Annotated in this window: 21 protein-coding genes; 16 read left to right on the forward strand and 5 right to left on the reverse strand. The window is 46.4% G+C overall.

Annotated features, from left to right (window positions below; translation table 11 throughout):
* Positions 1-21: 21 nt before the first annotated feature.
* From CSV61_RS07770 to CSV61_RS07800, 7 genes are read left to right on the forward strand one after another with little or no spacing between them, the layout of a single operon-like run.
* Entirely contained in the window at positions 22-1278 is a 1257-nt protein-coding gene (locus CSV61_RS07770; protein WP_099638756.1) for a molybdopterin molybdotransferase MoeA, read from the forward strand.
* A complete protein-coding gene (gene mobB / locus CSV61_RS07775; RefSeq protein ID WP_158233801.1) occupies positions 1275-1745 on the forward strand; it encodes a molybdopterin-guanine dinucleotide biosynthesis protein B in 471 nt (156 codons plus the stop codon). Before CSV61_RS07770 ends, mobB begins: the two co-directional genes overlap by 4 nt.
* Positions 1742-2188, forward strand: coding sequence for a molybdenum cofactor biosynthesis protein MoaE (locus CSV61_RS07780; RefSeq protein WP_099638758.1), 447 nt, complete (start codon positions 1742-1744; stop codon positions 2186-2188). Before mobB ends, CSV61_RS07780 begins: the two co-directional genes overlap by 4 nt.
* Positions 2185-2418 (forward strand): molybdopterin converting factor subunit 1, encoded by a 234-nt coding sequence (gene moaD / locus CSV61_RS07785; protein WP_099638759.1) that lies wholly within the window; start codon positions 2185-2187, stop codon positions 2416-2418. The genes CSV61_RS07780 and moaD overlap by 4 nt, the downstream gene beginning before the upstream one ends.
* Positions 2415-2984 carry a molybdenum cofactor guanylyltransferase gene (gene mobA, locus CSV61_RS07790; protein ID WP_099638760.1) on the forward strand — a complete coding sequence of 190 codons (570 nt, stop codon included), beginning with the start codon at positions 2415-2417 and terminating at the stop codon, positions 2982-2984. Before moaD ends, mobA begins: the two co-directional genes overlap by 4 nt.
* On the forward strand, positions 2981-4000 hold the full coding sequence (gene moaA, locus CSV61_RS07795; RefSeq protein WP_099638761.1) for a GTP 3',8-cyclase MoaA: 1020 nt from the start codon (positions 2981-2983) through the stop codon (positions 3998-4000). Before mobA ends, moaA begins: the two co-directional genes overlap by 4 nt.
* A gap of 13 nt (positions 4001-4013) precedes the next feature.
* Positions 4014-4979, forward strand: a complete 966-nt coding sequence (locus CSV61_RS07800) for a 2-hydroxyacid dehydrogenase (protein ID WP_083034854.1) — start codon at positions 4014-4016, stop codon at positions 4977-4979.
* Between the two features lie 124 nt (positions 4980-5103).
* Here CSV61_RS07800 and CSV61_RS07805 read toward each other — a convergent pair whose 3' ends face one another.
* Positions 5104-5985: a TetR/AcrR family transcriptional regulator gene (locus CSV61_RS07805; protein ID WP_099638762.1), complete on the reverse strand. Its 882-nt coding sequence runs from the start codon at positions 5983-5985 to the stop codon at positions 5104-5106.
* A gap of 172 nt (positions 5986-6157) precedes the next feature.
* On the opposite strand from CSV61_RS07805, the gene CSV61_RS07810 reads away from it, so the two are divergent.
* The 6 genes from CSV61_RS07810 to CSV61_RS07835 all read left to right on the forward strand — a co-directional run bounded on the left by CSV61_RS07810 (position 6158) and on the right by CSV61_RS07835 (position 14560).
* A complete protein-coding gene (locus tag CSV61_RS07810) occupies positions 6158-7660 on the forward strand; it encodes a DHA2 family efflux MFS transporter permease subunit (protein ID WP_099638763.1) in 1503 nt (500 codons plus the stop codon).
* 80 nt (positions 7661-7740) lie between these two features.
* A complete protein-coding gene (locus CSV61_RS07815; protein ID WP_099638764.1) occupies positions 7741-9594 on the forward strand; it encodes a tetratricopeptide repeat protein in 1854 nt (617 codons plus the stop codon).
* Between the two features lie 410 nt (positions 9595-10004).
* Positions 10005-11480 (forward strand): aldehyde dehydrogenase family protein, encoded by a 1476-nt coding sequence (locus CSV61_RS07820; protein ID WP_099638765.1) that lies wholly within the window; start codon positions 10005-10007, stop codon positions 11478-11480.
* Positions 11481-11505: 25 nt separating this feature from the next.
* A complete protein-coding gene (locus CSV61_RS07825) occupies positions 11506-12654 on the forward strand; it encodes a saccharopine dehydrogenase family protein (RefSeq protein ID WP_099638766.1) in 1149 nt (382 codons plus the stop codon).
* A 78-nt stretch (positions 12655-12732) separates the two neighbouring features.
* Positions 12733-13341 carry a GNAT family N-acetyltransferase gene (locus tag CSV61_RS07830; protein WP_099638767.1) on the forward strand — a complete coding sequence of 203 codons (609 nt, stop codon included), beginning with the start codon at positions 12733-12735 and terminating at the stop codon, positions 13339-13341.
* 25 nt (positions 13342-13366) lie between these two features.
* Positions 13367-14560 carry an acyl-CoA dehydrogenase family protein gene (locus CSV61_RS07835; protein WP_099638768.1) on the forward strand — a complete coding sequence of 398 codons (1194 nt, stop codon included), beginning with the start codon at positions 13367-13369 and terminating at the stop codon, positions 14558-14560.
* 86 nt (positions 14561-14646) lie between these two features.
* On the opposite strand, the gene CSV61_RS07840 is transcribed toward CSV61_RS07835, so the two are convergent.
* Positions 14647-15528 carry an SDR family oxidoreductase gene (locus CSV61_RS07840; RefSeq protein WP_099638769.1) on the reverse strand — a complete coding sequence of 294 codons (882 nt, stop codon included), beginning with the start codon at positions 15526-15528 and terminating at the stop codon, positions 14647-14649.
* A 154-nt stretch (positions 15529-15682) separates the two neighbouring features.
* Between CSV61_RS07840 and CSV61_RS07845 the strand changes: the two genes are divergently transcribed.
* The 3 genes from CSV61_RS07845 to CSV61_RS07855 all read left to right on the forward strand — a co-directional run bounded on the left by CSV61_RS07845 (position 15683) and on the right by CSV61_RS07855 (position 19787).
* The gene (locus CSV61_RS07845; protein ID WP_099638770.1) at positions 15683-16855 is read left to right on the forward strand and encodes an aminotransferase class I/II-fold pyridoxal phosphate-dependent enzyme; all 1173 of its coding nucleotides are present in this window, start codon (positions 15683-15685) and stop codon (positions 16853-16855) included.
* A gap of 147 nt (positions 16856-17002) precedes the next feature.
* The gene (locus CSV61_RS07850; RefSeq protein ID WP_099638771.1) at positions 17003-17581 is read left to right on the forward strand and encodes a hypothetical protein; all 579 of its coding nucleotides are present in this window, start codon (positions 17003-17005) and stop codon (positions 17579-17581) included.
* A 115-nt stretch (positions 17582-17696) separates the two neighbouring features.
* Positions 17697-19787: a beta-propeller domain-containing protein gene (locus CSV61_RS07855; protein ID WP_158233802.1), complete on the forward strand. Its 2091-nt coding sequence runs from the start codon at positions 17697-17699 to the stop codon at positions 19785-19787.
* Between the two features lie 112 nt (positions 19788-19899).
* Here CSV61_RS07855 and CSV61_RS16765 read toward each other — a convergent pair whose 3' ends face one another.
* The 3 genes from CSV61_RS16765 to CSV61_RS16775 form a co-directional block, all read right to left on the reverse strand.
* A complete protein-coding gene (locus CSV61_RS16765; RefSeq protein ID WP_158233803.1) occupies positions 19900-20061 on the reverse strand; it encodes a hypothetical protein in 162 nt (53 codons plus the stop codon).
* Between the two features lie 101 nt (positions 20062-20162).
* Positions 20163-20315 (reverse strand): hypothetical protein, encoded by a 153-nt coding sequence (locus tag CSV61_RS16770; RefSeq protein ID WP_158233804.1) that lies wholly within the window; start codon positions 20313-20315, stop codon positions 20163-20165.
* A complete protein-coding gene (locus tag CSV61_RS16775; protein WP_158233805.1) occupies positions 20312-20458 on the reverse strand; it encodes a hypothetical protein in 147 nt (48 codons plus the stop codon). The genes CSV61_RS16770 and CSV61_RS16775 overlap by 4 nt, the downstream gene beginning before the upstream one ends.
* Between the last annotated feature and the right edge of the window lie 96 nt (positions 20459-20554).

Consider the following 20554-nt stretch of genomic DNA (forward strand, 5'->3'; position numbering starts at 1 on the left):
AAAAGAAAGTAGGAGATGTACGTGGTAGAAATTCGAAAACCGATTCAAGTGGCGGAAGCTGTGGAACGTGTGATGAAAAATGTACATAAGCTTCAGACGGAAATTCTTCCGTTAGAAGATACATATGGTCGTGTGCTGGCAGAACCCATCGTGGCAAAGCATGATGTGCCGCCTTTTGATCGTTCGCCGTATGATGGTTTTGCGATTCGTGCGGAAGATTCGATGGGGGCTTCAGGAGACGCAAGAAAAGCGTTCCGTGTGATTGGGGAAATTGGTGCAGGGCATGTGGCGGATCGTCCGATGGAGACAGGTGAATCGTTCCGCATCATGACGGGTGCGTTGATTCCAGAACAGGCGGACGCAGTCGTTATGCTAGAGCAAACGGTCGAGAACGACAGTGGATTTACGCTGCGTAAGCCGTTTGAAGCGGGGGAGAATATTTCGCGTCAAGGGGAAGATGCAAAACAAGGTGAGACGTTGATTGAGGCAGGAACGGTTATTCATCCGGGAACGATCGCGTTGCTTGCGACATTTGGCTATGCACAAGTGCGTGTTGCGAAACGGCCGATTGCTGGCGTGTTGTCGACGGGAACTGAATTGCTGGATGTTGAGGATGAACTCGAACCAGGGAAGATCCGCAATTCAAATGGACCGATGATTCGCGCGCAGTTGAAGCGAATGGGGATTGAATATACGTCGTATGGCATGATGGAAGACGATTTAGATGCGTGTACTGAACTTGTTGAGAAAGCTCTTCAGGAGACGGACTTGCTCATTACGACGGGCGGTGTGTCGGTTGGAGATTATGATTATTTGCCGGTAATTTATGAACGTCTTGGTGCAAAAGTATTGTTCAATAAAGTGGCAATGCGTCCGGGAAGTGTGACGACGGTAGCGGTGTTAGGCGATAAATTATTATTTGGCCTATCAGGTAATCCTTCTGCTTGCTTCACTGGATTTGAGTTGTTCGCGCGTCCTGCTATTTATTCGATGATGGGTTGTACAGCGCCTTATATGCCACGTATTCAAGCGGTTCTTGGTGAGGATTTCAAGAAAGCGAATCCGTTCACTCGTTTCGTTCGTGCTAGCTGGTCGATGACGAATGAAGGAGTCGTTGCAACGCCTGCTGGCTTCAATAAGTCTAGCGCTGTGTCTTCTATTGCGCGTGGTAACTGTATCATCGTCTTGCCAAGCGGAACGCGCGGCTTTGAAAAAGGTATGTTGGTGGATGTATTATTGCTAGGAACGGAACAAGGCGTGGAGCGTTGGGAGCTGTGAAGACGTTACATGTCGTCGGCTTCAAGAATAGTGGCAAAACGACGCTTGTTTCGCATTGGATTACTGTGCTGAAACATCTTGGCTATGAAGTTGCGGTGCTAAAACATCATGGGCATGGTGGCGCGCCTGAACTGCCGCCAGCACATACCGACACGGTGCAATTCTTAGAATTTGGAGCTGTCTCTACACTTGTAGCGGGTGGCGATATGATACAATTGATACAAAACAAAGAACGTTCATTTGAACAACTAAAGGCATTGGCCGCGTCTAGTGAGCCAGATGTTTTATTGATAGAAGGGTATAAACAAGAAGTCGGTGAGAAAGTGGTCCTCATCCGAAATGAAGAGGAACGGCAAGAGTTGGAGTCGTTGTCTGGCATCATTCGGACAGAGAAAACAGCCGAACTGTTCGAAGATATCACACGACTCGACGATTGGCTGCAAGAATGGGTGGAGGCGAGATTATGAAACGGTATGAAATCATAGACACACCGATTGATGTGCAGAAATACAGTGAGTTGGTTCTGCATCCGGCGGCGGGTGCAGTGACGGTATTTACAGGACATGTACGCGAGTGGACGCATGGTGTTCGCACATTGTATCTCGCGTATGAAGCCTATGTACCGATGGCAGAAAAGAAACTTGCGGAAATCGGTGCGGAGATGGAAGCAAAGTGGCCGGGAATTCAGGTCGCGATGGCGCATCGGATTGGTGAATTGAAGATATCGGATATTGCTGTAGTGATCGCGGTATCATCACCTCACAGAAAAGAAGCGTATGAGGCAAATGAATACGCGATTGAGCGAATTAAAGAAGTCGTACCGATTTGGAAAAAGGAAATCTGGGAAGACGGTGAAGAGTGGATCGGTGCACAGAAGAAATATCCAGAGAAAGGGAGCGAATCACAATGATTACAGTTCATTACTTTGCAAGGCTACGGGAGTTAACGGGTAAAGATGAAGAGTCTTTGGATCGTGCGCCTTTGACGGTGGAAGAATTGCTGAACTGGGCGGAAGAGACGTATCCTGGTTTCGGTAAAGAGACGATCCATGTGGCGGTGAATGAAGAGTATGCCCTAAAGGATGATGTCATTCAAGTGGGCGATGTCTGCGCGTTCATTCCACCAGTGAGTGGCGGATGAAGACGGTCGGTGTGTTACTGGCAGGCGGACAATCGCGACGTTTCGGCTCGCCAAAAGCCTTTGCGACGCATGAAGGACACTCGTTCTATCAGTACTCGCTAGAAGCATTGCGACCGATTTGCGATGAAATTGTCGTCGTGACGCGTCCTGAATTTCAAGAACAGTTTCCAGACAGCGTTCAGGTGACGACGGATCTTGCGGCGTATGCTGGAATGGGCCCTCTTGCGGGGATTTTATCTGCAATGGAATTAATGGAAGCAGACCGCTACGTCGTGTTGCCTTGTGACATGCCGTTCATAGAAGCGAGTATCATGAAAAGATTAATGGAATTGCATGAAGGAGATATTTCGTCTGTCACGGTTGAAGGGAAGCGACATCCACTCGTATCGGTTTGGGACGCACGTGTCAAACCGACGATCAAACAAGCGTTGCGCGATGGCAATCGTCGCGTGATGCATGTGCAAGGCCAACACGAAGGTCAGTGGATTGAAGGAGCTTTATTAACCCCTACACCCGAAATAGCTTTCAAAAATGTCAACACGCCATGTGAACTGGAAAGGGGATGAAGAAGATGAATGCCATTGTAGATCAACTCGGACGTCCGATTCGGGACTTGCGGATTTCTGTTACGGATCGTTGTAACTTCCGCTGTACGTACTGCATGCCAAAAGAAGTATTTGGTGATGACTTCGTATTTTTAGCAAAAAATGAATTACTGTCGTTTGAAGAAATAGAACGCCTGGCTCGAATTTTCGCTCAGTTAGGTGTCAAGAAACTGCGCTTGACTGGCGGTGAACCGCTGATGCGTCGCAATTTGCCCGAGTTGATACAGAAGCTTCACGACATCGAAGGGATCGAAGACATCGGACTTACAACGAACGCAGTGCTGCTCGGTCAATACGCGCAACCGCTTTACGACGCTGGATTGCGCCGTCTGAACATTAGTTTAGACGCACTGGACCCGGAACTGTTTGGCCAGATCAACGGCCGTGGCATTTCACCTGAACTCGTTCTCAAAAACATTCAAAAGGCGCAGGACATCGGTTTTACTATCAAAGTGAATATGGTCGTACAAAAAGGTGTCAATGAAAGCGAGATCCTTCCGATGGCTGCGTATTTCAAAGAACGCGGCATCACATTGCGCTACATCGAGTTCATGGATGTCGGCAATGACAACGGCTGGAGCTTTAAAAAAGTGGTCACCAAAAAAGAAATCTACGACATGCTGGCTGCTGAATTCGATATGGAACCTGCGGAAGAAGACTATTACGGTGAAGTGGCTAAACGTTATCGCTATGTAGGAACGGATGCTCAAGTCGGCTTCATTACATCCGTTTCGGAGTCGTTTTGTTCAACGTGTACACGTTCACGTCTATCGTCTGAAGGGAAATTATACACTTGTCTTTTCGCGTCTGACGGCTTTGATCTGCGGGAATTAATTCGTTCGGATAAAACGGACGGAGAACTATACGAAGTGATTGCCAACGTGTGGAGAGGTCGAAAAGATCGCTATTCCGATGAACGTACGGAGCAAACTGTAAAGAACCGGAAGAAAATCAATATGAACTATATCGGTGGCTAAAGGAGTGCTGTCCATGAAACCAACAGTATATATCTGTCGAGAGATGCCAGAAGAAATGATCGCCCCCGTGCGTGAACATTACGAAGTACGCATGTGGGAATCGACGAGTGAAGCCGTTCCTCGTGACGTATTGCTTAAAGAAGTAGCTGACGTCGATGCGCTATGGACGGTTATCTCGGATCAAATCGATGAAGAAGTGCTAAACGCAGCGCCTTCCTTACAACTGATCGTCAATATGGCAGTGGGTTATAATCATATCGATGTCAAAGCGGCAGCGGCACGAAATATTGTCGTGACGAATACACCCGATGTGCTGACAGAAACGACGGCGGATTTAGCATTTGCTTTATTGATGGCTACGGCTCGTGATGTGATTGGCGCAGAGAATATGTTGCGCGAAGGACGTTGGACATCATGGGAGCCACTTGGTTTCACGGGAACCGACGTCTATGGGGCGACTCTTGGTATCATCGGAATGGGCCGAATCGGTGAAGCGGTGATGAAACGTGCAAAAGGGTTCGATATGGACGTGCTGTATCACAATCGTAACCGCAAGTCCGAAATGGAAGATATGTATGGTTGTCGGTATGCCCAGCTTCCGGATTTGCTTGCATCGTCTGATTTCGTGCTAATTTTAGTGCCGTATAGCGAAGAGACGAAAGGTATGATTGGGGAGAAAGAGTTGTCTCAGATGAAAGAGACGGGTATATTGATCAATGTTGCGCGTGGCGGAATTGTGGATGAAGACGCGTTGTTTGATGCGCTACGCACGAAGAAAATTCATGCGGCAGGGTTAGATGTCTTTGAGACGGAGCCTGTTCCGCTCGATCATCCGTTGCTGACGCTTCCGAATTTGACGGTGTTGCCGCATATTGGCAGTGCCACCGTGAAGACGCGCAAGGCGATGATGAAGCTGAACGTAGACGCATTGCTTGCGTTTGCGCAAGGAGAAGAGCCTAATCATCAGGTTCGTGGGTAGTCGTGACGTGGGAGCGCCGTTGCGACGTTCCAGGTACGCTCCTACACTCCCCGTATCTGTTTTCAACAATTGAAAAAGAGACTAGCAAAGTCGTACATGCCGACTTTGCTAGTCTCTTTTGTTGTTATTGAGATTTATGGATGAACAGCCAAACTGCTGCGGATAATTCGATTGCCTGTAGCTGCAGTTCGGAGCCTTCGAAGGCTTCGCGGAATGAGCGTACGACGGATTCGAGTAAATACAGTCGAGGTGGATCAGATGATAGCTCGTCCACTAAAAATTGGCTGTATAACGATCCTTGACTTTCTTCTTCCGGTAACTCGTCAATGAATTTTTGCAAACTCTCGATCAATACTTCGCGTGTCATCGGGTAAAACTCTGCGGCTGTTAACATGTCTTCTAGTAAGTTCTGCGACAGGAAGCGTGCGTCTCGTTCGATGATGTCCGGCACGATGACTTCCATTCGTTGCATAACGAATTCGACTAGTTTCATCGTATCGACGTGTTCGGTAGTGGAACTTTTCCAGACGTTGAGTGCGTGTTGGATGAAGCCAAAAAGCAGCGATGCACAATCGTAAGCGTAAGGTTTTATTTCTTCACCGTAAACGTTAACGAGTCGTTTCGCAATCCATGCCAGTTCCCGGAAATGCATCTGTTTGACGAATTGACGTAGCTCGTCGTCAGGGGAATGCACGATAGTTTCAAACAACGGTAGCAAGTTTTGTTCCCGGTTCGTTGTTAAACGAATTTCAATTTGTGCAGAAAGTAAGGCGGGGTCTGTAAGATCTTTACCGATCGCCAGCTCATTTCTTCGTAAGTAACTTATATAATAGGCATCGCGCAAAATGGCCATTAGACATTCGTTTTTAGAAGAAAAGTAATTATAGAACGTGCCTTTTGAAATTTGTGCTGCATCCAAAATGTCTTGAATGGATGTCGCATGAAAGCCTTTGTCGATAAATAATTGTTTCGCGATAAGCAATACGTGCCTTTTGCGGTCGTTCATAGAGAATCACCCGTAATTTTATTTTTTATACTGTGTGTACATTTCATATACTAATCTTAAAACATTGCCATATCAAGCTTTTAAATCTTTTAAAATGTATTAGTTGTAATAAATGTACTGGCGGTATAAAATATACTTCTGACATATTTTATATAGGTTATAGGAGGGTAAAATGGTAGAATCATTAGAAATTAAAAAAATGCATGAAAAACCGCCTTATGGCATCATTGCCATATTGTTCATTGGTGCATTTGTAGCGATCTTGAATAATACGTTGCTGAATATCGCATTACCGGTCATTATGGAAGAGTTCTCGATCACGCCATCAGCCGTTCAGTGGCTGACGACTGGTTATATGCTGGTCAACGGGATAATGATTCCGGCAAGTGCGTTTTTTATACAGAAGTTTACCAATAGAAGAATCTTTATTACAGCGATGGTGCTCTTTTCATTAGGGACGTTGATCGCAATCGTCGCACCGACATTTTCTTTGCTAGTAGTCGCACGGATGATCCAGGCATCTGGTTCCGCACTGATGATGCCGTTACTAATGAATGTCATGTTGACGGCTTTCCCGATTGAAAAGCGGGGAGCGGCACTGGGTATGTTTGGTCTCGTCATGTTCACGGCACCGGCAATTGGACCGACTTTATCCGGCTGGGTAGTGGAAAATTATTCGTGGCGGACATTGTTTGAAATTGTCTTGCCGATTTCCGTATTAACATTGGTTCTCGCTATCTTCAAACTTAAAAATATTACGCCAAATCGTGATGTACGCATCAATTTCTTATCGTTAGTATTATCGACGATCGGTTTTGGTAGTTTGCTGTACGGTTTCAGTTCTGCAGGTGAAAAAGGTTGGAGTTCCCCGCTCGTCTATGGGATGATCGCACTTGGAACGGTAGCCCTTGTATTATTTATAGTAAGACAACTACGTATGAAAGAGCCGATGCTCGATTTTCGAATTTACAAACATCCGATGTTTGCACTTGCTTCCGTCATATCTATGGTGCTGGCAGTAGCGATGTTTTCCGGCATGATTTTGACACCGTTATATGTGCAAAATGTCCGAGGTATTTCACCGCTAGATGCAGGACTGCTGATGTTGCCAGGTGCAGTTTTGATGGGCATCATGTCGCCTATTACAGGCCGTTTATTTGATAGATACGGTCCGCGGATATTAGTCTATACAGGGCTGATTATTTCCGTAATTGGTACATATCTAATGAGCCAATTACAGATGGATACAGGTTATTATTATTTAATGGCAGTCTATACGTTCCGTATGTTCGGCATGTCCATGGTCATGATGCCAGTTATGACAAACGGAATGAACTCGTTGCCGATGATCTCGAATCCGCATGGTACCGCCATGAATAACACATTGCAACAAGTTTCTGGTGCAATTGGTTCGGCATTGTTATTGACACTCATGACCAAACGATTGGATGCATCGGCAATGGCGCAAGCAAAGGACTTAGCCGCATCTGGAGTCGATGTGTCTACTATGACAGAAGAGATTGAACGTATGGCGATGCTCGACGGTGTCAATCACGCGTTCTTTGTTTCGACAGTGATTACAGTCTTCGCATTGATTCTCTCGTTGTTCATTAAACGAGTTATGCCACCTACTTCACCGTCTATTAAAGAGGTGAAGGAACAGTCAAAAAAGTAGAATAAGAAGTTTCGTATGCTACTATGCATGCGGAGCTTCTTTTTAGTATGGTATAGTAAAAAGAAAAGGTTGTGTTCGATGTGATAGGGAATAAAGAAAAATGCCCATGCGGAAGTGGGGATATCGTAGAGAACTGCTGCGGCAAAACAGATATGCCGGGCACAAATCTAGTTCAGGAAGAACTGAAGAAAGTATTAAACAGCTATTATGAAACTACATTGTCTCCTGCTGAGATTCAATCATTAGAAGGATTGTTGAAAGAGTGGGCAGGACGTCTAGGTGAGTGGATGGAAGAAGAGGAACTCGTGACGAATGTCAGCGATTATTATTTCTTCATCGTCCGCAAAGATCTATGGAGACGCCACCTCGTAAAAGCGCTGAACCGTACGCAAAATAGAGCGGTACGAGCTATTTTGAAGAGCTGGCAGAATGCTTTCATTACGTTCGCGGAAGTGACGAAGGCGGATAAAGAAGTCTACCATATGAAAGAAATTCTTGGAGATGGCGAGTATTTATTAGCAAGAGAAGCAGGCGAGCCTGAAGACGTTCGCGCTATCATTGCCATCGTATTGGAAGAGATGCGCAATGATGAGCGCTGGGTCATGCCGATTTCTGCCATCGCAGTGAATAAGCATATGAGTGATGAATTATTGACGCGTGTGCAAGATCTAGCTGAAACGAGTGAAGAAAAAAATAGCTTCGATTTCTTCAAGAAGCATCTTGTTGACATTTACGAAGTCGTTTGCAAACTCGACGTTCAGACATTATCTGACGTAGTCGAGCAAAACTTTACACCCTTACAACGTGAAGTAATAGAAATTTTGGATGCTCAACTCGAAAAGGAAGAGCTTTATCCGGGCGCGTATGAAATGGTGCTGTCCTTGATGGCATACTACTTTACCGATCAAAATCCGAAGTTCCGTAAGCCCGAAGTACTTGCTGCAGCGGCGTTCCAATTGGCAGTCGATACAAACATGATGCCAACTACGTATACGCAAGCAGAAGTAGGGAAACTGTTTGACGTTTCGGTTTCTTCATTCCGAAAGCACACGGATATTTTGCTAGAGAAGATTGAAGATCTTGAGAAAATGATGGCGAAAGGGCAAACTGGTGAAACGTATCATATCGGTACCAATCCACTGCCGTCTGAGCAAATGAACTGGCAAGTGCATATGTTGACGCAAAAGCATAATTTTGATTCATTTGAAGAAGCGCAAGCATATATTCAAGAAGCTATTCAACAGCCGTTCGAGCCGGAAAATCAGCAACAAGAAGCGCAAATGCTTGGTTATATGGCGTACAATGCCGAAACGATCGAACAGCGACATGACTTCGCGGTAGGAGCTTATGGCGCGGACCCAACGAATGTGGATGCGTTATTACTTCAGGTGGAGCTGACAGATTCGAAGGACGAGCAGGAGAAGTTCTTTAAGCAAGCTATATTCTCTGGTGACAAACAGTTTGACAACCGTGCGGAAGATGCATGGAAGTTCGCACCGAATCGTCCGTATTTACGTAGTTTGATGCAGTACGGTGTATGGCTCTATGAGCAAGATCGTTTTGTTGAAGCGAGCGAGACGTTGTTGCGCCTGCTGTCGCTCGACCTCTATGATCACCAAAGTGCACGGTACTTGGCGATTTCTTCATTGATTCACCAAGGCGAGATAGATCAGGCGGCGCAGGTTTTGGAAGCGAGTGCAGAAGTTTCTGAAGGCGATGCAACGTATTGGTATTTGTCTTGGTTGGTGGAGATGGAGCGTGCGAAAGGGAAGTCTTCGGAACGTGCTTTGGAGTTGTTTGCTAAGGCAGAGCAGTTGAATCCACATGTGAGTAAGTTGATGGAGATGGCTGTGGAGAAGATGAGTTATCCGAAGAGCGTGGCGCTTACGCCTGGTAGTCATGAGGAAGCGCATTATATTTGGTATTTGCTGTAATGCATGCAGGCCGTCACGGCGAGTTGGAAGTTCCGACTTGCTGTGACGGTTTTTTGGCATTGATGAGCAGTAGGGCTTGATTTGCGTGACGACATTGCCTTCCGCGATCATCTAGTATCGTTTTCTTTAGGGGGAGAAACGCTCATACTTTCTTCTACGCGCTCATACTTCCACGATATCCGCTCATACATCTCTAATAGTCGCTCTATGATCGCTCTAGAGCGCTCTATCAGCCCGTTTAACCGCTCTATGAAATGAGTCAAGCGCTCTAAGTCTGTCATCCATTCTTGCCCATCAAGTTCATTTTTCCCGAATATGTCTAGCTAAAGAGGAATAGGATGATATATTGTCGAACAATTCTAATAGGGATTACTTACGAAATCTATATGGAGTAGAGAGGAGTAGTTTTGATGAAGCTGACGAATTATATTGATGGTGTTTGGCAGAAGGAAGCCGCTAGTTATACCGCTGTATTGAATCCAGCGAATGGGGAAGAGTTGGCGCAGGTGCCTTTGTCGACCGAGGATGAAGTGGGGCAGGCGGTGGCTGCGGCGAAGAGGGCGCAAAGGAAGTGGGCTTTGGTGCCAGCGCCTAAGCGTGCGGACTATCTCTATGAAATTGGCCGTATAATGAAAGATAAGAAAGAACATTTAGCGTACGTGTTGACGAAGGAAATGGGTAAGGTAATTGAAGAGGCGCGTGGTGAAGTGCAAGAGGGAATCGACATGGCGTTCTACATGGCTGGCGAGGGTCGACGGTTGTTTGGTGAAACCGTTCCGTCGGAGTTGCAAGATAAATTCGCGATGAGCGTTCGCGCACCGATTGGCGTGGTCGGCTTGATTACGCCGTGGAATTTCCCTATTGCGATTGCTACGTGGAAATCGTTTCCGGCAATGGTAGCAGGGAATACATTCATTTGGAAACCGGCGACGGAAACTCCGTTGATGGCGTATGAAATGGCATTAATTTTTGAAGAGGTTGGTTTGCCGCATGGCGTGGCGAATATCGTCTTTGGTTCAGGATCAGACGTTGGTACTGCGCTAATCGAACATCCCGACGTACGTGTTATTTCGTTTACTGGCTCGACGGAAACAGGTCGACGCGTGGCGGAATTAGGCGGACGTCACTTGAAGAAAGTGTCCCTTGAAATGGGTGGCAAGAACGCGGTCATCGTGCTGGAAGATGCAGATATTGAGCTAGCGGTAGAAGGTATTTTATGGAGCGCATTTGGAACGGCAGGACAACGCTGTACAGCTTGTAGTCGGGTCATCGTTCATCAAGATGTAAAAGAAGAGCTGCAAAAACGTCTGCTAGAAAGCATGAAAGACCTGACGATGGGCGACGGACTGGACGAAACCGTGAAAGTTGGTCCGGTGATCAATGAAAAAGCGCTGGAGAAAATCCAACGCTATATTGAAATTGGCAAAGAGGAAGGTGCAAATCTAGTGGCGGGTGGACAGGTGCTGAATGAAGGCCGATTCGCTACTGGACATTATATTGAACCTACATTGTTTGCGGATGTCGCATGGGATAGCCGACTCGCACAGGAAGAAATTTTCGGCCCGGTAGTGTCATTGATTACGGTCAGCAGTCTGGACGAAGCGATCGAAGTGAATAACAGCGTTGCATATGGCTTGTCCAGTTCTATTTTCTCGCAAGACGTCAATAACGTGTTCCGCGCACAACGTGATTTAGATACAGGTATTGTCTATATCAATGCAGGGACAACGGGTGCGGAAATTCATTTGCCGTTTGGTGGAACGAAGGGAACGGGGAACGGTCATCGTGACTCTGGAGTTGCGGCGCTCGATGTCTTTACGGAATGGAAGAGCATTTACGTCGATTACAGCGGCAAGTTACAACGTGCGCAAATCGATACGGAATGAATTTACAGGAAGAAGGGATGAGCAGATGAAAGTTGTGGTATTAGGTGCAGGATTAATGGGAAAAGAGGTTGTGCGTGATTTAGTCAAGCAAGACGAAGTGAGAAAAGTGTATCTCGCGGACCGCGCGATTCGGCAGGCGGAAGATTTCGCTGAAGAACTAATGAATGAAAAGCTCGATATTTTATTACTCGATGCGACGAATGAAGAGCAACTGAGCGACGTCATCGGGCTTGGAGATATTGTCGTCAACGCACTGTTTTATACTTTCAATGAAGCGGTCGCCCGCTGTGCAGTAGAGCGGGGCGTACATGTTGTCGACCTAGGCGGACATATCGGTGGCGCAACGGAAAAAGTGCTTGCACTAAATGAACGGGCTGCCGCAAAAGGTGTGACATTGATTCCGGATCTCGGCGTAGCACCCGGTATGATTAATATTCTGTCAGGATACGGTGCGTCGTTACTCGATGAAACGAAGTCGATTAAACTGTATGTAGGCGGAGTTCCGGTTAAACCTGAGCCACCACTGAATTATAATGTCGTTTTTTCGTTGGAAGGATTATTCGATCATTACACCGATTCATCGCGCGTTATGCGGAATGGTGAAGTGAAGGAATTGCCTTCATTATCGGAAATTGAAACGCTAGAATTCGATGGCTATGGCGAAATGGAGGCCTTCCATACGTCAGGTGGTACGTCGACGATGCTCGAGTCATTCCCTACCGTCGACACGCTAGAATACAAGACAATCCGCTATCCGGGTCATGCTGAGAAGGTGCGGCTATTAGTTGATCTCGGTTTACTGTCTAGAGATTCTACTATTCAAGTAGATGGTAGACCGTTACGTGTGCGCGACGTCATGCTCGCTCATTTGACACCGCAATTGCGCCTGAGAGACAAATCGGATGCCGTCTTACTTCGCGTCATAGTGAGCGGTACGAAAGACGAACAGCCACAGACGGTCACGTTTAATATGATTACGGAAAAGGATCAGAACACGAACGAAACCGCTATGGCACTTGCGACGGCCAACACTATTTCTGTCGTAGCGCAAATGATCGGCAACGGAGTTATCACAAAAAGAGGTGCTCATCCACCAGAAAATATTGTGCCTGGCGAACTGTATATCGCGGAAATGAAGAAACGTGGAGTGGTTATTGACGTACAACAAGCCTGATACAGTATATACTAGTAGGAAAGCGTGGATTTAGATCTCAACAGACCATCTCCTCGTATGTCTAAGGAGTGAAGTACTATGCAACACCAAACATTAAATACATCACAGATGGGATTACAGCATCTCGCAACGAATCGACGGACGTTGAACAGGTTATTTAAATTTGTGCTAGTAGACTTTGGATTTCTCGATCATATTCCGTTCCCGATTATGCGTAAAGCACTGAAGAAAAATATTTTGCGTGCAGTCTATTTGACGGACGGCATCAACATTTACGGCTATGCTATCTATCAGGAAATCCCGAAATATGGCGGTATTCACGTACTCTACTTGGCAATAGCACCGGAATTCCGTTCATATGGCTTAGGCAGCGTCATGCTTCGTCGTCTGGATGCGTTATCGCCAGCGGGAATTTTACTAGAAGTGGAAGACCCCGACTTTTCCCGAAATGAAGAGGAATTATCGATTCGGACACGACGTATCGCTTTTTATGAACGCAATGGACTGACGCTGGATCCAGCGGTGAAGCTAACCAATTTCAAGCACCCGTTATTATTAATGACTACGTCCGCACTGCCTGTATTAAATGAGCGTCAGTTCCGTAAGTTTTATCGACAGTTGTATAATCGTGTATACCGCATGCCAGTAGGGCAAATTGCAGTAAATGCACGTATCGAAAAAGCCTAGTTTCATTGTAAAGGAGGACACGAAGATGGACTTTACATTTACAGATGAACAGAACATGTTGCGACAAACGGCCAGACAGTTTGTAGATGCGGAAATTATGCCGCATATTGCGAAATGGGATGCAGAGGGAAGTTTTGACAAAGGAATTTGGAAACGACTTGCGGATCTCGGATTCATGGGCGTCTGTGTACCAGAAAAGTATGGTGGTAGCGGGATGGATTATAATGCTCTGGCAATTTTATGCGAAGAACTCGAACGTGGAGACACAGCTTTTCGTACCGCAGTTTCCGTACACATCGGTTTGAATTGCATGACGCTAATGCAGTGGGGAACAGAAGAGCAGAAGCAAAAGTATTTGATGCCGCAAGCAAAAGGCGAGAAAATCGGTGCGTTCGGATTGACGGAACCAGGCGCTGGCTCAGACGTTTCCGCCATTCAGACGACTGCGGTTCTTGACGGCAATGACTATGTATTGAACGGGCAGAAAACGTGGATTTCATTATGTGATTCAGCAGACAACTTCCTCGTTTTCGCCTACACAGATAAATCAAAGAAGCACCACGGCATCAGCGCGTTTATTGTAGAGCGGAGCATGCCTGGATTTTCATCGAAAGCAATCAAAGGGAAATATGGCATTCGCGCTGGTAACACGGGCGAGCTGTTCTTTGAAGACGTGCGCGTACCGGCTACCAACTTACTAGGCGAAGAAGGCGAAGGATTCAAGATTGCGATGGCTGCGCTAGATAACGGCCGTTTCACCGTGGCAGCAGGTGCAGTCGGCTTGTTGTACGCCTGTCTTGAAGCGAGTGTAAAGTATGCTACAACGCGTGAAACGTTCGGCAAGAAAATAGGTGAACATCAACTAGTCCAGCAAATGCTGGCGAAGATGGAAGCGGGTTATGAAATGAGCCGTCTTCTCGTCTATCGCGCAGGTGAGTTGAAGAATAGCGGTGTTCGCAATACACGCGAGACGTCACTCGCGAAATGGCAAGCATGTGATTTTGCCAACCAAGCAGCAGATGACGCTGTGCAAATCCATGGCGCGTACGGCTATTCGGATGAATATCCAGTTGCACGGTATTTACGCAATTCGAAGGCGCCCGTTATTTACGAGGGCACGCGAGAAATCCATACGATCATGCAGGCGGAATATGTGCTTGGAGAGCGTAGTGATAAGAAATTGAATCGTATGTTGCCTAAGTGGCCGTTTGAGGAATAAAAGCGATGCGGTAAGCCTCATGGCTTACTGCATCGCTTTTTCGCGTGGAATTTCTTATTTTGAGAGTATAAGCGTGGTCGTACTAATTAAGACCCAACAAAGTCGCCGCCATCGACGTGTATCGTCTGTCCCGTCATATAGCTCGAGTCCTGTGAAGCCAAGAATACATAAGCGGGTGCGTTCTCAGCAGGCTGTCCACGGCGTTTCATCGGTGTGTCTGCACCATGTTCATCCACCTTTTTCACGTCGAATGTAGCAGGGATGAGCGGTGTCCAGATCGGTCCTGGTGCCACTGCGTTGACACGAATTCCTCTGTCCGATACATTTAAGGCCAATGAACGGGTAAAGCTTGTGATAGCTCCTTTTGTTGCGGAGTAATCAAGCAATCCAGGCGAGCCGTTATAAGCTGTAATCGAAGAAGTGTTGACGATGCAGTCGCCTTTTTTCATATGCGCAAGGGCTGCTTTTGACATAAAGAACAAGCCGAAGAAATTCGTTTCAAACGTTTCCTTCAACTGTTCTTCCGTAATGTCTTCGATCGAGGTTTGCGGAAATTGTTTACCGGCATTGTTAACGAGTATATTGAGCTCACCGAAGTCTTCTATTACCTGGCGGATTAGTTGTTTACAGTTGTCATCGCTACTAATATCAGTCTGATATTTCTTCGCTTTCCCACCATATTTCTCAATTAAAGCAATCGTTTTGTCGGCATCTTCATCTTCCTGATCAGCCAAATAGGCGATGGCGACGTTCGCACCTTCTTTCGCATAGGCAACCGCGACAGCGCGACCAATTCCACTGTCACCGCCCGTGATCAATGCGGTTTTTCCTTTCAATTTATCCGCACCTGTAAAATTAGGATCATCATAAATTGGCGCGGGATTCATTTCTTCCTCTACGCCAGGCTGTGTAGATTGTGTTTGTCCTGGTATATTGTCATCTATTTTTTCGTATCGATTTTTACTCATGTCGTATCCTCCTCTGTGCATAGTTACCAAAAGTATTCCCCGATTACTCATGAACAAACATGAAAAGGTCTGGTATAAAATTAATCCAAGCATTCTTTTTGCGTGTTATAATAAAGTCGTGAAGTACTATATAACAGCTAAGGAGCGTGTCTTCGTGAATTTTCAACCTTCCAAAAAAATGTCTATATTCTCACCAGCGATCTTTGGTGACTTAAAAGCAGCCGCCGAGTTAAAAAAAGCAACAGGTACGCAAGTCATCGATTTGAGCCTCGGTAGCCCGGACCTTCCGCCTGACGAGCGTGTGCGTCAAGCGTTGTCTGAGCAAAGCGCGTTAGCCTCATCTTACGGTTACACACTGGGAGGAACGAAGCGATTCCATGAAGCCGTCGCGAATTATTACAAACGACGCACAGGTGTCACCATCAATCCCGACACAGAAATTTTGCAGACAATGGGTTCGCAGGAAGGTCTCGTCCATTTACCGTTCGCATTTTGCGACGAAGGAGATTACGTCCTGACAACGAATCCTGCCTATGTCGCTTATGACGCAGGAATCAAACTAGCAGGCGCAGTGCCTTATTACATGCCATTACTTGCGGAAAATGACTTCTTGCCGAATCTGAATGAAGTCCCGGAAGATGTGCTGAAAAAAACTAAGTTACTGATCCTCAACCTACCAGGAAATCCAGTACCCGCTATGCCAAATGAAGCCTTTTTCGAAGAAGTCGTAGCGTTCGCAAAAAAACACGAAATCATCGTGCTTCATGACGCAGCGTATTCGGAATACTATTTCACAGGCGACCGTCCAGCGAGTTTCCTCACAACACCTGGCGCAATGGAAGTCGGTTTGGAAATCAACTCGCTATCAAAAAGCTTCAGCTTGGCAGGCGCACGGATTGCGTACTTCGTCGGTAATGCTGAAATGATCAGAGTGCTACGCGAACTAAAATCCAATCTCGACTATGGAACATTCGGCCCAATTCAAGAAGCGGCCATTGTGGCGCTTGATAACGGGGAAGAAATCACCAACCGTCTACGCGCGGAGTTCTCTAAACGTCACCACGCGTTAATGGACGGACTCGCATCATTAGGCTGGGAAACGACCCCGTCTGAAGGCGGTATGTTCGTCTGGGCGAAGTATCCCTATGACATCGACGACATAGAATTCGTCTTCGAAGTCATCAAACAAGCAGGCGTCGTCATGGTCCCTGGTAGCATCTTCGGTACCGCAGGGAAAGGTTACGTCCGCCTCGCCCTCGTACAAAAAGTTGAATTGATTGAACAAGCGATTCAACAGCTGAAAGAATTATCGATTGTTAGCGTGTAAATAATAAAAGGGAGAGCGATTTTTCTGCTCTTCCTTTTTCTATAATGAAAAAATGATTCAAAACCAATTCGATACTAGACATCTGCTGCATATACTGATTTACTACCGCGAAATATCGATAGAAATGAAACAGAGAGGGGGGGTACGATGAGCGAACATGAAAAGGACCGAAGCTACAAGGAAACCAACAGAATTCAACCACTTAGAAAAAAACAGAGTATAGTAATCTGGAGTGTAGTTGCGACAGTCACCGTGATGTTTTTACTACTCGTGTTACCATTATTGCAAGAATCGAATACAGAAAATGAAAAGGTTGTACCTGCTGTAGGTCTCTATGAAGATCTAGAAAATGTACAACTCAAGGTGTTACAAGAAAAACCGTTAGAAGATGGAAAAGTTGAATACTTAATTGAAATAAATAATGACACCAATAGGGTGATTCACCAGCCTACATTAACCTTCAGTTTCGAAGTGAAACTAGAAAAAGGTTGGGCAGAGAACCCTTTCAAGTACTCAACGGACCTTGGATTGGAAATCGAACCGGGACAAAAAATGAAAGTACCGCTCGCAGTAGATGTGAATCTTCTCAACCAGGAGACGATCGACACCAATCACATCATGCTTGAATTGAAAGGCTATCTAGATGAACTAGAACTAGAGAATCTGTTTCATACGGGACAATCCATCCATAATGATAAAGGCGACAGACAATGGAAGAAGCTATAACGTAGCTAAAATCACTCTATAAAAAGAGTGGTTTTAGCTTTTTTACATAGGATGTAACGAAACTGAAAAATTTCAGTCTACTCTACTACATAGTAAATAAAAGGAGATGAACATCATGAATACAGGTAAATGGCTCATTGTGTTGGGGGTAGCTGGAACGATCGGAGTGCTTGTGCTGATCAGTTTTTTATTCTGGCCAAAAGTAGGCGTTACATCGACCAAGTCTGTGCTCGCGGGTCAGTCACTACACGTCTACTTTACAGACCCCGTGAGAGGAAACGTGGACGCTTCACAGTTTTACGTGACGAAAAATAAGGAGAAGACACCGGCCAAGCTTGCGTACGGAAATGGAAAGACGTCATTGCAAGTAGGGGAGTTGCAACCCGGAAACTATACATTGCATGTTCCAGCGAATAGTTTTGGCATCTGGAAACGCGCAGCAAACCAAGCGCTTTCATTCACCGTCCTCGAATCCGTACAGCCCATCACGTCTATTAAGGAGATCGAGAACTTCTTTGAACGGGTGAAACCTCAAGGACGCAGTGAAATTATGGAAGAGTCTTCTTCGGAAGACAAAGCTTCTGGTAGCGGTGTCGACCATTCACAAACCAACCAGCAAGTAGCGGGTGTAGATGAAGCCGACACTGTCAAAACAGACGGCGATTTCCTATACGACGTCTTAAATGGTGATGGACTTATGATCACGGATATACGAAATCCAAACGAGATGGTCCGGGCCAGCAAGACCGACTTCACCGATGGATTCTATGCAAACCAACTGTATGTAGATCAAGACAAAGTCGTAGTCATCGGTGGCCAAAATCTAGACGCACCAACGTCCAATATGGATATGAAAATAACAGAAGATCGGATCATGCCGATGCAGCAACTTTCCGTTATCCGTGTATATGACGTCACGGACCGCACGAATCCGAAACTCATTCGCGAAACAGGGGCAGAAGGCTACGTCATCGGCACACGTAAAATCGGCCAATTCGTCTATATGGTCACGAATAATCAACCATTTCTCTGGTACGATCATCCAACTCCAGCAGAAGATCAGCTACTACCAACAGTCTATGATTCCGCAACCAATCAACAAGCACAGCCACTAGCACTCGATAAAATTTCCATTTTGCCAGGCGCGATGGAACCTTCCTACTCGATCATTACGACACTCGATATCGAATCAGGAGAACGGAGTGGAGTAGATACGAAAGCTTATCTCGGCAGCGGTGAACAACTGTACATGTCTGCAGATCATCTATACTTAACGTCTACAAACTACCAAGACAATCAGCAAAGCACTAGTGAGGTATTCAAATTCAGCCTCGAGAAAACGCATGTGCATTTCCTGCAAACCGCTCAACTAAGAGGGACCATCTTAAATCAATTTTCGATGGATGAGCACAACGGCTATTTCCGGACAGTCACAACAGAAGGCAATCTGTGGGACGAACGCAATAAAGCGAAGAACCATTTATTCATCCTCGACGAAAACATGAAGCAAGTCGGTTCAGTCGAAAATCTAGCAGTCAATGAACGCATTTACTCCGCACGATTCCTAGGAGACAAAGCGTATATGGTCACGTTCCGTGAAACAGATCCGCTATTCGTCATGGACGTTGCGGACCCGACTAACCCAAAAGTACTCGGCGAACTAAAAATACCAGGCTTCAGCAACTATTTGCATCCACTGGACGAAGGCCACTTAATCGGCTTCGGCTATGAAACCATCGCGAAGAAAAATCCACAAGGTGGCGCACCCATCATCCAAACAGGCGGCATGAAAATCTCCGTGTTCGACGTGACAGACTTTGCAAATCCAAAAGAAACCGCTTCTGAAATCATCGGCGGGCAAGGGACCTATTCATCAGTCCAACACGACCATCACGCACTGTTCATCCACCCAACACGAAACCTATTCGGCTTCCCGATCTCAGTGTATGAGCAATCCCAGCGTGAAAACATCCTGGATCTCCAAAGCACTGGCGCCATGATCTACGAAATCACAGCAGAACGCGGCATCGTCCAAACCGCCGATCTGACCAAACCCATGACGAATGACTATATGGACTGGGAAACAGAAATCCAACGTCTGGTATATAGCGGTAATTCCCTCTACACGATTTCCGTAAATGAAATAAACAGCTATACATTAGACCAGTTCACACCGCTGGATACGTTAGAGAGAGTCATCCATTGAATCAATCGAAAAGCAAGGCTTGAGCGCTCATATTTATAGGTGAGTGCTCATTTATTTTGCCTGAGCGCTCTATGGTGGTCGCAATGCGCTCAATGAAGCTGGTCGAGCGCGGTCACGTTCGAATTCGCTCAATAAAGTGGACCAAGCGCTCTATCTCAGTCGGGTTCCGCTCAATCAAGCCAGCCAAACGCTCTATAGCCATCGCTATCCGCTCAATCCATCTTCGCGAGCGCTCTATGTGTTGTCTAATGCGCTCAATCGCTCGCACCATCATGCACTAAGCCTGTCCGCGAGTGCTTAGTGTGTTGTCTGAAACACTTTATCAACCCGCGCCATCTCATCTCGCTCAATGAACTAACTTAAACGCTCTATGGGTCACGCTATCCGCTCTATATAACGCCACAAGCGCTCTATCTCAGTTGAATTCCGCTCAACAGGGCCAGCTAAGCGCTCAATAACCATCGCTATCCGCTCAATCGCACCCGCTGTCCGTCCAATGAAGCAAGTCGATGGACCAACCGCGGTCACGTTCGAATCCGCTCAATAAAGTGGCCCAAGCGCTCTATCCCAGTCGAATTCCGCTCAATCAAGCCAGCCAAACGCTCTATAGCCATCGTGATCCGCTCAATCCATCTTCGCGAGCGCTCTATGTGTCTGTCTAATGCGCTCAATCGCTCGCGCCATCATGCACTAAGCCTGTCCGCGAGTGCTTAGTGTGTTGTCTGAAACGCTGTATCAACCCGCGCCATCTCATCTCGCTCAATGAA

Source organism: Sporosarcina sp. P3 (assembly GCF_002743415.1).
In the GTDB taxonomy this organism is placed as follows: domain Bacteria; phylum Bacillota; class Bacilli; order Bacillales_A; family Planococcaceae; genus Sporosarcina; species Sporosarcina ureae_A.